Source organism: Shewanella sp. MF05913 (assembly GCF_059758095.1).
Genome location: NZ_JCAYNT010000007.1, coordinates 11,619 through 26,903, shown reverse-complemented (window position 1 = coordinate 26,903; position 15,285 = coordinate 11,619). Strand labels below are relative to the sequence as shown.

The following is a 15,285-nucleotide window of genomic DNA, read 5'->3' as shown; positions in this document are numbered from 1 at the left end:
ATATGTTTAACCAACAATTTAGCCGATGACAGGAGTATGTAATGAAAAAAGTCGAAGCCATTATTAAACCATTTAAATTGGATGATGTGCGTGAGTCACTCGCTGAGATTGGCATTACGGGTATGACAGTGTCAGAAGTAAAAGGTTTTGGCCGTCAAAAAGGCCACACTGAGCTATATCGTGGCGCAGAATATATGGTTGATTTTTTGCCTAAAGTTAAAATTGAACTAGTGATTCAAGATGAGCTGCTAGAGCGTGCCATCGATGTCATCGTTGATACCGCCAGAACAGGCAAAATTGGTGATGGTAAGATTTTTGTTACCGATGTAGAGCGAGTTATCCGTATTCGTACCGGTGAAGAAAACGAAGAAGCAGTATAAGGCCCACAGGGGCCTTTTTTTATGTTCGTTTATCTAGTATCACATTGTTAAAATAAAGGTGTTTAGAGGTAATTTATGCAGCAAAGAATTGTTATTGTAGGCGGTGGAGCAGCAGGGTTAGCATTGGCTTCAAAATTAGGGCGTAAGTTCGGTAACAATTCTTTGGTCGATATCAGTTTGATTGATAAAAACACCGTACACATTTGGAAACCTAAATTACATGAAGTTGCCGTAGGGGTGATAGACCAATCCATCGAAGGATTACAATATCGCGATCATGGACTTAAAAATGGTTATCGCTATATTCGCGGAGCCATTGAACAATGTGACCCGCAAACCAAAACAATTCAACTCGCCCCAGTCTATAACGATGATGGTGAACAGATCATTGCCGCTCGCCAAATTGAGTACGACACATTGGTGTTAGCCTTAGGAGGCGTGTCTAATAGTTTTAATACGCCTGGCGCTGAGAAACATTGTATTTTCTTAGACAGCCTCGATAGCGCTAATTTATTTCACCACAAATTGATGGATGCCTTGCTTCAACTTAATGAAACCCAAGATCAGTTGGGGATTGGTATTGTTGGCGCGGGAGCGACTGGGGTTGAACTATCGGCAGAGCTTCATCATGTTATTGAGTCAGTAAAAGAATACGGCTATCAAAACATTTCGAAAGATCATTTAGACATTAACCTGATTGAAGCATCGAATAAAATATTGCCACAATTGCCAGAGCAAGTGAGCGCAAGAGCACAAACGGTATTATCAAAGCTCGGTGTCAAACTCCATCTTGGCGTGCAAGTCAAAGAAGTCACTAAAGAAGGCTTTGTGACCGCAACGGGTGATGTCATTAAAGCCAATATTAAAGTATGGGCTGCTGGCGTTAAAGGGCCAAAAGTATTCGAGAACTTTACTCAGCTTCCTGTGACACCGCGTAATCAATTAGATGTTGATGACTGCATGCGAGTCAAAGGGGTCAACGATATCTATGCGTTAGGCGATTGCGCGCAATTGATATTACCATCAGGTAAACCGGTTCCACCTCGTGCCCAAGCTGCAGCGCAAATGGCAGACCGCCTATATGCTAATTTGTGCTTAAAAATGAAATTGCAGCCAGAAAAGCCATTTGAATATAAAGATTATGGTTCATTGGTTTCATTAAGCCGTTTTTCAGCGGTCGGTAATTTGATGGGGAGTTTACGCTCTGGTGATTTTTTCGTAGAAGGTCACGTAGCGCGCTTAATGTATATCTCGTTATATCAACGCCATTTAGCCAGCTTATATGGTTGGTTTTCTGCTTCTGTATATCGTATTGCACAAAAATTACTACGTTGGCAGCGTCCTAAACTTAAATTACATTAATGCCCGTTTAACCAGCTTAAGGGTTTTATGACTGCTAAAGCCCTTTTTATTGCACAATAAAGCAGCTTTTGATGATGATAAGCGCAATTTAATCTAAATGTACTTGAATTTAAGATTGATCTTGGTAGTTTCATTTATTAACGAGTTGTTAACTCTTGTATCGCAATTACGCTATACGTACGTCAAAGAAGATAATCAGTGCCTCAGGGAGCCAAGATGCAAAACCAAATTACGCTATTAGAACAAACAAAACATGGTGATTTAAAGCTGATCCCAAGTGACTTCTCACATGTGTCTGAGCAACATATTGTGCCAGTAACACTTCATGAAATCAGTCGCGCGGCTACGGAATACCCAATCGTATTTGTTAAAAATAGCGATACTAATGAATTTCAATCAGTTGCAATGTTAGGTTTAAAGCCTGGGCAAAACTTAAGTGTCAAAGATGGCAAGTGGCAAGGTTTGTATATTCCTGCAGTAGTGCGCGATTACCCACTTGGATTAGTGCTTAATCCTGATGTGAAAGACAAAGTGTGGATAGGGATCCGTGAAGAAGCAAAAGAAGTCAGCAAAACTGATGGCGAAGCATTGTTTGAAGACGGCAAAGAAACGCCATTTTTAGAAGCGCGCAAGAAAGCATTGATTACTCACTACGAACAAGATCAAGCAACCCGTGGCATTTTAGGCTTTTTAAATGAAAAAGGCTTATTGATTAATCAAACTCTTACTGTTGATGTGGCTGGCGAAAAGCGCAATATCAATGGTTTGTATGTTATCGATGAAGTAAAACTTAACGCATTAACTGACGAAGAATTTTTAGACTTGAAAAAACGTGGCTTATTAGGTCCAATCTTTGGCCATTTAGGTTCGTTAAATCAAGTTAATCGTCTTGCAAGAGTTGAAATGCAAGGTAAATAATCTGGTAGCTTATTGATACCGTTATAATACCAATTCTATTAATTATCTGGTCATTCAGCGGGAGTTCTGTGTCTTCTAGGCAAGTAATAGAATTGTAGACATAGTTGTTCTACGTCAAAATGCTATTAAGCAGCATAGAAGGCACAGAAACCCGCCTTGCAGGAGGCACTCAGACTGTCCATTCCTTCGTTGCATTGCCTTAAAAGGGAATAACCATTATTTCAACAATGCGCCTCAAACTGAACAATCTGAGTGACTCTGATTGGTCACATAATTAATGGAATTGGTATAACTAAGGCACTCTATTGAGTGTCTTTTTTATGGCTAGCTTTTAAAAAGCTTAAGATGTTTAAGGGATTAAGTGAAATGGTGAGTAGTGCTAAGTATGACGTTTGTGACAATCACTAATCTACAATCGTTAGATGCAAAAAAGCCACTCATTGAGTGGCTTTTTTGTTTTTATGGTGCCGGCACCAAGAGTCGAACTCGGGACCTACTGATTACAAGTCAGTTGCTCTACCAACTGAGCTATGCCGGCTAATTGTGGTGCCCGAACCCGGAATCGAACCAGGGACACGAGGATTTTCAATCCTCTGCTCTACCGACTGAGCTATTCGGGCAACTAAACTAAGCGTTAGTTTACTACTTCAAACTAGGTTCTGACTTGGTAATCAGTGCCTGTGTCGTTTGGAGTGCGCACATAATATAGCGATGGTTTTTATCGTGCAAGTGCTTTTTAAATCTTTTTGTTTGTTCGGCTAGTTAATGTGCAAACTGATGCTATTTTATCTGCTTTTGTGGTTTTTTAGCATAAAAAGACTCATTGGGTTATGCAAAACCAGAGTAAACCTGAGCAAATACGGTGTTTATAAATATTCATAACAGCTCCATTAATATTAAATATAAGCAGATTAGCCCATCAATGATGCTCAAAACACTGAATGTTCATCTTTACTGTTACCGATAGCAACTAATTCCGCCTATTGCGTCATTAAAAAGCAATTTATGAATTAACGAGCGATTTCACCTTTAATGGTGTAACCAATCCATTGAGCAATAAATGTCAAAGCCATTGGAGAGGGTAAAGATTCTTGGATTGGCTATCGTGCAGATTTACCGGCGTGACCACGTTGGCAATAAAAAATTATGGTGTAAAAATGGATTTATACCATTGCGCGTTAGTAAATGCTCTCTCAGCGAGAATTTAAAAGGGCTTAAACAAGGCGTATGACTGAATGAATAGTTGTTCTCTTTCGAAGTCATGCAACGCAGTGTAAGCTCTTTTAAAACTCGCCTGAAAGGAATGCCCCAGCCGCTTTTTGCTCTGCGTTCTCGCTATTTGAAAGGGAACAACCATTACTACATAACGACGCCTTAATCAAAAACCGCTGGCTGCATTCTGAGTGGTCACTTATTAATGCGGAATGGTATTAGGTGCGGCTTATATACCCAATCAACTTGAAGATACGTGTTTCAGAGCTTCACCGTGTTTTCAATACTAGGCGCGTTAATGCGGTAATGTAGGTACCTTATAAATTAACGTAACAACGTAGTGGAAGCACGGTGAAACTCCCAAAGGGCAAGTTTTACCCGCGTTTATGCTGCGTTATTGATTTTGGAAAGGGAATAACCATTACCCGCAATCAATGCCTTGTCTAAACGCGTGTAAATTCTTGCTGAAATCGAGCATCTTCAGGTTGTTTGGGTATACAATGTTGAACTGACATTGGTTGCTAAGCAATAATCGTTTTATACACATAAAAAAGCCGCTGTATCAGCGGCTTCTTTTATATCGATTTGTTATTCGTCTTCTGCTGGTGGTACATAACCTTCAATTTCAACGTCTTTACCTTCAAATAAAAAGCTCAGCATTTGCGCTTCTAAAAATTTGCGGTCATCGACATTCATCATGTTAAGTTTCTTTTCATTAATGAGCATTGTTTGCTTTTTTTGCCACAAGCCCCACGCTTCTTTACTGATATTGTCATAAATGCGCTTACCCAATTCGCCCGGGTAAAGCTGAAAATCTAAGCCGTCGGCAGATTTGTTAAGGTGTAAACACTGAACTGTGCGAGCCATGATGATTCCTTACTAACTTATTTACGATTAAAACTAATGTGTCGCGAAAAGTACGGCTAAATTAGACAAAATACGTTCTGTGGCTGCCGCTAACCCGACTTTCGCAGGTTGTTCTATGTTATACCAGAGCGCGCTGTTTTGTTCCATGATGCTGGTGGCCGACTGAGAGGTTAATTCGACTAAAACAGGGTGTATATCTAAATGAAAGTGACTAAAAGTGTGTCTAAATCCAGCAAGCCCTTGTATTGATACCTCTAACTTATGCATGGCTAAGTAATCTGTTAATTCATCTTGGGTATTAAATTGCGGAAAACACCACAAGCCACCCCAAATACCCGCAGGTGGGCGTTGGATTAATTGCACCTTGGTCGTATCGTTGCTGTTATCTACCATCACCAACATAAACGCCGATTTTTCTGGGGTCACTTTTTTAGGCTTTTTACCTGGATATAAGGTTTGATTGCCTTGTAATTGTGCAGTGCAATCTATGGCCACGGGGCATTGAGCACATAATGGTTTACTGCGAGTACATACGCTAGAGCCAATATCCATCATCGCCTGATTAAACTTCTCCACGCCAGCTTTTGGCGTAAGCGTTTCAGTTAATTGCCATAATTTTTGTTCAACCGTTTTGACCCCAGGCCAACCTTCAATAGCACCGTGTCTTGCTAATACGCGTTTTACATTCCCGTCTAAAATAGGATGATGTTGCCCTAACGATAACGAAAGCACTGCGCCAGCGGTTGATTTACCTATGCCAGATAATGCCACCACATCATCGAAGTGAGTTGGAAACACACCATCAAAAGCGTCACGAATATGTTGAGCAGCTTTATGTAAGTTACGGGCTCGGGCGTAATAGCCTAAACCAGTCCATAGGTGCAGTACTTCATCTTGATGAGCATTTGCAAGATCGACAACCGTAGGGAACCTTGCCATAAACTTTTCATAGTAGGGGATAACGGTAGCAACTTGGGTTTGTTGCAGCATAATTTCAGACACCCAAACTCGGTAGGGTGTTTTGTTAATTTGCCACGGTAATGTTTTACGACCATGAAGGTCGTACCAAGCGATTATACGCTCAGCAAATGGGGTCACTTTTTTCATGGTCGCAGTGTATCCATAGCGATTTTATTACACAAGAGGCGGTTGAATTTTCGTGTTTATAGCATGATGAAAATCTCGATGATAATTTAGCGTAAACATGTGCGGCGACTTTAGGTATAATGCGCCACTGAATTTTTAAATTGATCAAATATCGATAGCAATGACGTAATGTTGATGTAATAGCAGTGGATAAAGTCTGCTCACTACACATTAATATTAAGTCTGTAAGCAATGAGGCAATAATGAGCGACGTTACCACAGCTGAGTTTAACGAAGACGGTAAGTACATTCGTAAAATCAGAAGTTTTGTTTTACGCGAAGGCCGTTTAACCAAAGGGCAATCTCAAGCTATTGAGGCACATTGGCCTGCAATGGGTTTAGATTACACGCCACAACCACTGGATTTAACGCAAGTGTTTGGCCGTGAAGCAGATACCGTTCTTGAAATTGGTTTTGGTATGGGTGCGTCATTAGTGCAAATGGCTAGCGCTGCACCTGAGCAAAATTTTATTGGCATTGAAGTGCATAAGCCTGGTATTGGCGCTTGTTTAGGTGATGCCGGTGACGCCAAAGTGACTAACCTTCGCGTGTATCATCATGATGCGATGGAAGTGTTAGAGCACAGTATTGCTGATGGTTCATTAGCGCGTTTACAGCTATTCTTTCCAGATCCTTGGCACAAAAAGCGTCATCATAAGCGCCGTATAGTGCAATCTGAATTTGTTCAGTTAGTGCGTCGTAAGCTTAAAGTTGGTGGCGTATTTCATATGGCAACTGACTGGGAAAACTACAGCGAGCATATGTTAGAAGTAATGAATGCCGCTGAAGGTTATAAAAACCAATCGACTACTGGTACAGTGGTTGAGCGTCCTGATCATCGCCCGTTAACCAAGTTTGAAGCGCGCGGTCACCGTTTAGGTCATGGCGTTTGGGATATCATGTTTGAGCGTATCGCTTAATTTTAGCAACAGGAGAGTACATCATGGCGCAAAATCGTAGCCGACGTTTACGTAAAAAATTACGAGTCGATGAATTTCAAGAGTTTGGGTTTGACATTAATTGGATATTTGATGAGTCAGTATCAGAAGCCGACATTGATGCATTAGTCGATCAATTCATCAATGAAGTTATCGAACCTCGTCAATTAGGTTTTCACGGTGGTGGGCATAAAGAGTGGGAAGGTATTATTGCTACTCAAGCTATTGGTAAATGTACTGATGAAGACGTTGCCGCCGCGAAAGCATTTTGGCAAAGCAAACCAGTGTCAGGTATCGAAGTCAGTGACTTATACGATATTTGGTGGGGATAAACCAAATTGCTTGAGCAATTATTACTTCAAGAAGCGGTAGACAAAGTCAGGCCGTTATTGGGTAAAGGTAAAGTGGCAGGGTATATTCCTGCCCTTGCCAATGTAGACCCCAATAAAATAGGTATTGCCATTACGACTATCGATGGTACTACCATTGGGGCCGGTGATTACCTCGAACCATTTTCTATTCAAAGTATTTCCAAAGTCTTTAGCCTCACGCTCGCGTTAAATTTGTACACAGAAGATGAAATCTGGAACCGTGTCGGTAAAGAGCCGTCAGGGCATTCATTTAACTCTTTAGTACAGGTGGAGTTAGAGCGAGGTAAACCGCGTAATCCATTTATTAATGCGGGTGCTTTGATCATCGCCGACTTACTGCAAGCGCGTTTAGGTGCACCAAAGCATCGTATGCTAGAAGTGGTCAGACAGTTAAGCCAAAACCCGATTGTGAGCTACGATAAAGTGGTTGCAGATTCTGAATATCAGTTCAGTGCCCGTAATGCCTCTATTGCGTATTTGATGAAATCATTTGGTAATTTTGATGGTGATGTTGATACCGTACTGAAAAGTTATTTTCATTATTGTTCGTTAAAAATGAACTGCGCAGATTTATCTCGGGCGATGTTTTATTTAGCTAATCGAGGCAAAACCTTAAACGGTGATAATTTAGTGTCACCAGTGCAAACTCGGCAGCTTAATGCATTACTGGCCACATCGGGCTTATATGATGGTGCAGGGGAGTTTGCTTATCGTGTTGGTATGCCAGGTAAAAGTGGTGTGGGTGGCGGCATCATTGCGGTAATACCGGGTGATATGTCTATCTGCGTTTGGTCTCCCGAGCTTGATATGAATGGCAACTCGCTTGCCGGCACGGCAATGCTTGAGCACATCAGTCAACAACTAGGCCGTTCTATTTTTTAATAGCCCACCGGTAAATTAATTATTATTGAGATTCGCAAAATAGACTATTTTTTGGTTTATTTTGCGAATACACTGCCGTCATTGAATGTTTACTTGCCTATCTGAATACATCTAAATCGTTTTATCTTCTATAAATTAGTGGGTTACGGAATTGGCACAACTTGTGCTTAGTAATCACTATATCCAGACCAATTACTCATATTCTTATACTAAAAGGGTTTTTATCATGACCAAACAAAAGTTAATTTGTAGTTTAGCGGTAAGTAGCTTGCTGTTTACAGCAGGAGCATGGACACCCGCTATGGCTAAAATGTCACTAAATGATGAAAAGTGTAATGTCACGTTAAACTACGATGTCACCGTGGAACCGACAACTTTACAGGTCAGTGATAATGGCAATGAAAAATACCGTGTTGAATTAGGTCAACTGTATGTTGATGGCAAAAATGTGACCTTAGATGATAAGCAGCAAAAACTGTTAACCCAATACTCAGAAGAGTTATCGCGCCAAGTGCCTGATGTTATCGATTTAGTCGGTGACGTGGTTTCTATCGCTACTCAGGCCGTTAATATGGCGCTGACGCCTGTTTTTGGCGACGCTGCGGGTATGCAAATAGACAAACTCATGGTCGGTATTCAAAAGCGAGTCGATACCATGGCCTATCAGCAAGGTGATAAGTTTTACCTTGGCTCAACAGAAGCCTCAATAGAGAAAACCTTCAATAAAGAGTTTGAGCAAGAAATTGAACAAATGGTAACGAGTTCAATGGGATCGCTAATGATGACCCTGGGCAGTCAAATTATGTCATCAGAAGGTGGTACGTTTGAAGAGAAAATGAATGCATTTTCGCAAAAAATGGACAATGTAGGCACCGATATTGAGAAGCAACTTGAGTCACAGTCTCAAGGGCTTGAAGCGCGAGCTACAACCGTATGCGACAACTTTGCAGCGTTATTAGTGCTTGAAAGCCAAGCGCGAGAAGCCATTCCTGAACTTGCGCCATACACGTTAGCTAAACTCGGTGAAACCACCAAATAAGTTGTTTTATTTAGTCAACCCGTCTCCCTGATATGACACCTGACTTCCCCTGTGCTCTTTTTCAAGACACAGGGGCTTTTTTTATGTGCCTAAAGCCCTCATCTGCCTGTCGTAGCTTAATTTCTTTGTTCTGATAAAAAAATTGTCAATTATAAATATAGAGCCATATAGTGTTTTTTTGTTATACTCACCCAAATTATAAGAAAAAATATACTCTACTTTAGATGCGGTTATGTTTAACGATGACAAAAATGAGTGTCGGATAACAGCTTTTGCGTGTTCTGCCATTTTTTTCAATCTAATTCGATAAATATGACTGAGTTGATGTGAATGTTTAACTCAAATGTGGCAGTTGACTTGCTTATATTTGGGATTCAACAAGCACCTGAATTTTATTAATGTCGTAACCAGTTTAAGGCGACTTCCATGTTAGAACTGTTAGAACCTATCGCAATTTTTACTCACGTTGCACGAGCAGGAAGTTTTAGTGCTGCAGCCAGACGTCTTGGCATTTCTAAATCTAAAGTCAGTACTCAAGTCGCAGATCTTGAACACAAACTTGGTGTACAACTTATTCAACGTACTACACGTAGCTTAAGCCTGACCGAAGCAGGTAATTTACTGTACCTTCAAGGTGAAGAATTACTTCGCGATGCTGAACAAGCCGTTTCAAGTGTGCATAACTTAAATGATGCCACTCGTGGCGTGTTGAAAGTAGGTATTTCACAATCATTTGGTACCATGCATATTATTCCAGCATTGCCAGAATTTATGGCTCGTCACCCAGAGCTTGAATTGCAAGTCAGTCTACTTGACCATAAAGTGGATGTTGTCAGTGAAGGGTTAGATTTATTGTTAACAATGTCTGAGCAACTACCTTTAGGTATGGTTGCTAGACCGCTAATGAAATGTCAGTTTTTGCTTGTTGCATCACCAGGTTATATTGCTCAACATGGAAATATTAGCCGCCCTGAACAGTTGGTTGAACACAATTGCTTGGTGTATCAAGGTGAGTGGCACGAGCACAGCATGTGGCAATTTAAAAAGGGTGAAGATTACTGCGAAATCGGTGTTTCGGGTAACTTCCGTGTTGATAACGCTCCTGCACTTAAATCGGCAGCAGTAAGTGGTTTAGGGATTGTGTATCTTGCCAGTTACTTAATGGAAGATGAAATTGCTCAAGGTACTTTAGTGCCGTTATTACCAGATTGGCAATTAACGCATAATTTACCCTTGCAGGCGGTTTATCCACGTCGTAAGCATTTGGCACCTAAAGTCAGTTCATTTATCGATTTCATTAAAACGCACATCAGTAGCCCACCATATTGGGATGCTAAATTCGAACATTTATACAAACTTCGTAAGTAAAAGTGGAAACATTGTTTACTAAATAAAACAAAGCCGCATATTACCTTGCGGCTTTATTTTTATCTTATATTTATCATATGCTTAAGTTTTTCATTGTTTAGTTATTTAGCGGATAATTAATCAATGGCTTACTGAATATCGGCATGTTTGTTATTGCACTCTGTTCTTATTTAAATACAATGGGAGGTAGTTGATTCAAAATGATTTGAATATGCGTTTTCTGAGAAATGACCCCTTTTCAGTTGAGGCTCAAATCGGCAACCAAGCGAGTTTTGAATCAGTGCTGACAATTGTTTGTTCCAAACTAAAACCATGTCAGCTTTGAAACCATCATCCTAGTTTTTTTGGTTACCCCAGGCATTGATCTGGGGTTATTTTTTTGTGTTTTTTCTCCGTTTAATTCAATTCAATAAAAAATGCAGCAACCTCAGGTTGCTGCATTTTTGATATCGTAAATCAAGATATGGAAGCTTGCTTTACTGGCATATTTTTTACGCCGCTTTTATGTGCTTAATCCATTTGTTGACTTGTTCTTCGAGTACATCGAGCGGCAGTGGACCATTTCGTAACACTACATTATGAAACTCGCGGATATCAAATTTATCCCCAAGCTGCTTTTTCGCCTGTTCGCGTAAGGACAAAATTTTCAGCATACCCACTTTATAAGCGGTCGCTTGAGATGGCATAACAATATGACGCTCTACCATTTTTATCGCATCAGACTCAGCATTTGGCGTGTTTTCAACGTAGTAAGCAATCGCTTGTTCGCGTGTCCATTTTTTAGTGTGAATACCTGTATCAACCACTAGGCGACAGGCGCGCCATAACTCCATTGATAATCGGCCGAAGTCTGAATATGGATCAGCATATAAGCCCATTTCTTTAGGGAAATACTCAGAATACAATCCCCAACCTTCAACATAGGCTGTGTAGCCGTTAAATTTACGAAACTGAGGAATGCCTTGCAGCTCTTGTGCTTTGGCTATTTGCATGTGATGGCCAGGAATACCTTCATGGTAAGCCAATGCTTCCATTTGGTATTTAGGCATGGCATCCATTTTATATAAGTTGGCGTAGTAAGTGCCCGGGCGTGAACCGTCTGGTGCAGGTTGGTCATAAAATGCTTTGCCGGCAGACTTTTCACGAAATGATTCAACTTGTTTAACCAATAAAGCTGCTTTGGGTTTAACTTTAAAGACCTCGTCTAAACGAGATTCCATATTATCGATTAACGCTTTTGCTTCTGTTAAATATGCTTGTTGGCCTGCTTTGGTATCTGGGTAATAAAACTGTTTGTCATCACGCATAAAAGTGAAAAACTCAGGCAAAGTGCCAGAGAAATTGACTTTTTTCATGATGATACGCATTTCATTATGAATACGCTTCACTTCAGACAATCCAAGGTCGTGGATCTCATTGGCTGTCATATTAGTGGTGGTAGTACGGGCAAGCGCATTATTAAAAAATGCTTCACCATTTGGTAACTTCCAGGCACCATCACGATCATCCGCGCGCGCTTCTAGGGTTTTGGTGTAACGGATTAATTGTTCATATGCGGGCTTAACTTTGGTGAGTAAAGCGTGTTTCACTTCTGCTAGTAAGGCTTGTTTTTTATCGTCACTGATATCGAGCTTAGCAATTTTACGATTGGCATCAGCCCAAAGTGCATTATCTTTGCCTGTGTCGGTAAACGGCACGCCTGAAATAATATTCTCACTGTCTGCCATCACATAAGCAAACACAAACTTAGGCGCAATAATCTGTTTTTCTGCACGCAGTTCTAATGCAGCTTCTAGCTGAGCTAACAACGTTTCAGTGGCATTCAGACGGCTAATATAAGCCTTAGCATCGCTTTCATCTGTAATTTGATGTTGATTAATAAGAATGGCTGCCACCATCGAATGAACACCATACATTTGGTTCATTGGGTAGGTATGGTAACGCCATTTATCGTCAGCAATGGCTTGCACTAGGCGTGCATGTAATAACTCAAAACTCAGTGACGTTTGCTCATCGAGTTGTTTTACATCTAATGCATTAAGTTGCGCAAGTTGCTTTTTAGCGCGTTCAAGATCGGCATCTGCCGCAGCTTCTGACAAGTCATTCCATTTGTCGTAGTCTTTTTTGATGCCCAGGTAGGTTTGATTAACAGGGCTGGACATGACATTTTCCATGAAGATGTCTTCAAACAATGCGTTGGCTTTTTCTGACTCGCTATTAAGAGCTACTGCCTTGGTTTCTTGTTGGTTTAATGGGGCAGTTGTGTGCGAGTGTGCAATAGCAGTTGTGCTTAATAAGCTTGATAGTGCCACGGCAATAATAGTCGTTTTGGTTTTGAGGGACATCGATATCTTCCTAAAGTACACAATTTATAGGCTGACATCCTAATCAAGCTTTCACTAAATGTGTTAATTGAAATGTTAGAAAGTGTGTATTTTGTTATTGTTATACCATTCCGCGTTAATAAGTGATGGCTCACCGAGAGTGTAGAAGGGCTTAAATAAGGCGCATGACTGACTTGTTAATTTAATCAGCAAGGCATGCGCAAAAATGAGGGGAATAGGTGCCCAAGCGATTGCTAATGGGCACGTTTTACAAGGTGTTGTATATGAGTTAAGTCGGGTTAAATAAACTGTGACAGTAAATCATTGACAAACATGTGCCCCTTTGGCGTGAGTTGCCAATGGGTGTCTGTTTCAGTGAGTAAGCCTCTGTTTATCGACTTTGTCATGCCAACCTTAACGACATCTGCAGATTGCCCTGTACGTTGCTCAAACTCTGTTTTAGCAATGGGTGTCATCAGCCTTAAGCGATTCATCAAATACTCTAAAGGACGATCGTCTTCAATCACATCAGATGTTTCAAAGGTGTAGTTGTCTGCGGCGAGATAGCCTTTAGGATGCTTAATTTTAACGGTTCTGATAATTCGGTTTTGCTCAGGCAAGGTGACTTTACCGTGTGCGCCACAGCCTACGCCTAGGTAATCGCCAAATTGCCAGTAGTTCAAATTATGTCGGCATTGATATCCCGGTTTTGCATAAGCGGAAATTTCATATTGCTCGTAACCTAACGCCGCGAGCTTTTTTTGTCCTTGTTCGTATATTTGCCACAAGTTCTCATCGTCTGGAAGCTGTGGTGGTTTTGAATGGAACAAGGTGTTTGGTTCAATAGTGAGTTGATACCAAGATAAATGCGGTGGTGCTAGCGCTGTCGCCGTATCGATATCGTGCATGGCTTCATCAAAGCTTTGGTTCGGTAAGCCATGCATTAAGTCGAGGTTGAAACTTAAGTAGTCGGCTTGTTTGGCTTTTTGTGCTGCAACCTTAGCTTCATCTTCGTCATGGATACGACCCAGTAAATTAAGCTTTTCTTTAGAAAAACTTTGTACCCCAATTGATAACCTTGTTACCCCAGCGGCTCGATAAGCGCTAAAGTCATCATGTTCAAGCGTGCCTGGGTTTGCTTCCATCGTAATTTCAATATCATCTTCAAATGGAATTAATGCATTCGCGCCCTCAAGAAAACGTTGAATTTGACTGGCATCAAACAAGGAGGGGGTTCCACCACCGATAAAAATAGTGTGTATTTTACGGCCTTGTACATATGCTAAATCAGCTTGTAAATCTGCTAGCAATGCATTCACATATTCTTGCTGCGGTAGCTCGCCATTTTGGCCATGGGAGTTAAAGTCACAATAAGGACATTTCTGAACACACCATGGGATATGCACATACAAACTTAACGGTGGCAGTTGCAAGGTCATTTATTGGCCGCCATCTACTGTTTGTTGGTCTTGTGACTGAATAACACCCTGTGCTTTCATGGCATTAATTAATAGTTCAAGCGCTTTACCGCGATGGCTGTGGGCATTTTTTTGCTCACTAGTAAGTTCTGCTGCGCTGCAATCAAAGCCGTGTGGAATGAACACGGGATCGTAACCATGGCCTTGCTCACCCTGTGGCGCTAAGTTAATACTGCCTTCCCAGGCTGCCTGGCAAATAATCGGTGTTGGATCTTTAGCGTGACGCATATACACCAATACGCATTGAAAACGAGCAGAGCGTTGGGTTTCACCTGTTAGTGCATCTAACAGCTTAAGGTAATTGCTGGTTTCTGTGGCGCCAGCGCCTGAATAGCGCGCTGAATAGATACCTGGTTGCCCTTGTAATGCGTCAACCTCGATGCCTGAATCATCTGCTATTGCAGGTTTTCCGGTTATTTCAGCCGCATGGCGCGCTTTAATAATGGCATTTTCAACAAATGTGGTACCGGTTTCTGCAACATCTGGCACGTTAAACAGATTTTGAGGCAGAACTTCGATGCCATAAGTGGTAAACATTTGCGCAAATTCGGCAAGTTTGCCTTTGTTGCCACTGGCAAGCACGATGTGTTGAATGGGAGATTGCATGAATTGGTCGACCTAAGGTAAAAATTTGCCACATTATACGCTAACAAAGCTGCGATGTACTATGGTTCTTCGGCCGAACTCGCAGGCTCGCTAGAGGGCGTGACTTCGTCACTGCTAGGGTCGCTGTGCTGCTAGGTGCTAGGGCGTGACTTCGTCACTGCTAGGACAGCTGTGCTGCTAAGATTTAGTTAATAGATTTTGCAGCGCAGCGTCCTTGAGACCGTAGGTCGTCCTAGTAGCGCAGCGTCCTTGAGACCGTAGGTCGTCCTAGCAGCGCAGCGTCCTCGAGACCGCAGGTCGTTCTAGCAGCGCAGCGTCCTTGAGACCGTAGGTCGTCCTAGCAGCGCAGCGTCCTCGAGACCGTAGGTCGTTCTAGCAGCGCAGCATCCTTGAG

Annotated in this window: 13 protein-coding genes and 2 tRNA genes; 8 read left to right on the top strand and 7 right to left on the bottom strand. The window is 41.5% G+C overall.

Going from position 1 to position 15,285, the window contains the following annotated elements:
- Positions 1–41 precede the first annotated feature (41 nt).
- The 3 genes from glnB (at position 42) to AC19MV_RS10545 (ending at position 2,660) form a co-directional block, all read left to right on the top strand.
- Positions 42–380 (top strand): nitrogen regulatory protein P-II, encoded by a 339-nt coding sequence (gene glnB / locus AC19MV_RS10555; protein WP_124017158.1) that lies wholly within the window; start codon positions 42–44, stop codon positions 378–380.
- 75 nt (positions 381–455) lie between these two features.
- Positions 456–1,742, top strand: a complete 1,287-nt coding sequence (locus tag AC19MV_RS10550; protein ID WP_498307471.1) for an NAD(P)/FAD-dependent oxidoreductase — start codon at positions 456–458, stop codon at positions 1,740–1,742.
- Positions 1,743–1,958: 216 nt separating this feature from the next.
- Positions 1,959–2,660, top strand: coding sequence for a SapC family protein (locus tag AC19MV_RS10545; protein ID WP_160053096.1), 702 nt, complete (start codon positions 1,959–1,961; stop codon positions 2,658–2,660).
- Positions 2,661–3,122: 462 nt separating this feature from the next.
- Here AC19MV_RS10545 and AC19MV_RS10540 read toward each other — a convergent pair.
- The 4 genes from AC19MV_RS10540 to mutY form a co-directional block, all read right to left on the bottom strand.
- Positions 3,123–3,198 (bottom strand) — tRNA-Thr (locus AC19MV_RS10540).
- Between the two features lie 6 nt (positions 3,199–3,204).
- Positions 3,205–3,280: transfer RNA gene (locus tag AC19MV_RS10535), tRNA-Phe, on the bottom strand.
- 1,180 nt (positions 3,281–4,460) lie between these two features.
- Positions 4,461–4,739: an oxidative damage protection protein gene (locus AC19MV_RS10530; RefSeq protein WP_160053097.1), complete on the bottom strand. Its 279-nt coding sequence runs from the start codon at positions 4,737–4,739 to the stop codon at positions 4,461–4,463.
- A 33-nt stretch (positions 4,740–4,772) separates the two neighbouring features.
- Complete coding sequence (gene mutY, locus AC19MV_RS10525) at positions 4,773–5,846, bottom strand: A/G-specific adenine glycosylase (protein ID WP_498307469.1); 1,074 nt, start codon at positions 5,844–5,846, stop codon at positions 4,773–4,775.
- A gap of 242 nt (positions 5,847–6,088) precedes the next feature.
- On the opposite strand from mutY, the gene trmB reads away from it, so the two are divergent.
- The 5 genes from trmB (at position 6,089) to AC19MV_RS10500 (ending at position 10,483) form a co-directional block, all read left to right on the top strand.
- Positions 6,089–6,805 (top strand): tRNA (guanosine(46)-N7)-methyltransferase TrmB, encoded by a 717-nt coding sequence (trmB, locus tag AC19MV_RS10520; RefSeq protein WP_498307467.1) that lies wholly within the window; start codon positions 6,089–6,091, stop codon positions 6,803–6,805.
- A 23-nt stretch (positions 6,806–6,828) separates the two neighbouring features.
- Positions 6,829–7,155, top strand: a complete 327-nt coding sequence (locus AC19MV_RS10515) for a 50S ribosome-binding protein YggL (RefSeq protein WP_432399263.1) — start codon at positions 6,829–6,831, stop codon at positions 7,153–7,155.
- A gap of 6 nt (positions 7,156–7,161) precedes the next feature.
- A complete protein-coding gene (gene glsB, locus AC19MV_RS10510) occupies positions 7,162–8,076 on the top strand; it encodes a glutaminase B (protein ID WP_432399262.1) in 915 nt (304 codons plus the stop codon).
- A 226-nt stretch (positions 8,077–8,302) separates the two neighbouring features.
- On the top strand, positions 8,303–9,115 hold the full coding sequence (locus AC19MV_RS10505) for a YggN family protein (RefSeq protein ID WP_498307465.1): 813 nt from the start codon (positions 8,303–8,305) through the stop codon (positions 9,113–9,115).
- A 426-nt stretch (positions 9,116–9,541) separates the two neighbouring features.
- Positions 9,542–10,483 carry a LysR family transcriptional regulator gene (locus tag AC19MV_RS10500; RefSeq protein ID WP_432399260.1) on the top strand — a complete coding sequence of 314 codons (942 nt, stop codon included), beginning with the start codon at positions 9,542–9,544 and terminating at the stop codon, positions 10,481–10,483.
- 491 nt (positions 10,484–10,974) lie between these two features.
- Here the strand turns inward: AC19MV_RS10500 and AC19MV_RS10495 are convergent, their stop codons facing one another.
- From AC19MV_RS10495 to rdgB, 3 genes are all read right to left on the bottom strand, one after another.
- Positions 10,975–12,828 (bottom strand): DUF885 domain-containing protein, encoded by a 1,854-nt coding sequence (locus AC19MV_RS10495; RefSeq protein ID WP_498307463.1) that lies wholly within the window; start codon positions 12,826–12,828, stop codon positions 10,975–10,977.
- A 278-nt stretch (positions 12,829–13,106) separates the two neighbouring features.
- Entirely contained in the window at positions 13,107–14,246 is a 1,140-nt protein-coding gene (hemW, locus tag AC19MV_RS10490) for a radical SAM family heme chaperone HemW (protein ID WP_498307462.1), read from the bottom strand.
- Positions 14,247–14,879: an RdgB/HAM1 family non-canonical purine NTP pyrophosphatase gene (gene rdgB, locus AC19MV_RS10485; protein WP_498307602.1), complete on the bottom strand. Its 633-nt coding sequence runs from the start codon at positions 14,877–14,879 to the stop codon at positions 14,247–14,249.
- Positions 14,880–15,285 lie beyond the last annotated feature (406 nt).

Coding starts and splice junctions, on each gene's coding strand:
- glnB (WP_124017158.1), top strand. CDS start 42: ATGAAAAAAGTCGAAGCCATTATTAAACCATTTAAATTGGATGATGTG.
- AC19MV_RS10550 (WP_498307471.1), top strand. CDS start 456: ATGCAGCAAAGAATTGTTATTGTAGGCGGTGGAGCAGCAGGGTTAGCA.
- AC19MV_RS10545 (WP_160053096.1), top strand. CDS start 1,959: ATGCAAAACCAAATTACGCTATTAGAACAAACAAAACATGGTGATTTA.
- AC19MV_RS10530 (WP_160053097.1), bottom strand. CDS start 4,739: ATGGCTCGCACAGTTCAGTGTTTACACCTTAACAAATCTGCCGACGGC.
- mutY (WP_498307469.1), bottom strand. CDS start 5,846: ATGAAAAAAGTGACCCCATTTGCTGAGCGTATAATCGCTTGGTACGAC.
- trmB (WP_498307467.1), top strand. CDS start 6,089: ATGAGCGACGTTACCACAGCTGAGTTTAACGAAGACGGTAAGTACATT.
- AC19MV_RS10515 (WP_432399263.1), top strand. CDS start 6,829: ATGGCGCAAAATCGTAGCCGACGTTTACGTAAAAAATTACGAGTCGAT.
- AC19MV_RS10505 (WP_498307465.1), top strand. CDS start 8,303: ATGACCAAACAAAAGTTAATTTGTAGTTTAGCGGTAAGTAGCTTGCTG.
- AC19MV_RS10500 (WP_432399260.1), top strand. CDS start 9,542: ATGTTAGAACTGTTAGAACCTATCGCAATTTTTACTCACGTTGCACGA.
- AC19MV_RS10495 (WP_498307463.1), bottom strand. CDS start 12,828: ATGTCCCTCAAAACCAAAACGACTATTATTGCCGTGGCACTATCAAGC.
- hemW (WP_498307462.1), bottom strand. CDS start 14,246: ATGACCTTGCAACTGCCACCGTTAAGTTTGTATGTGCATATCCCATGG.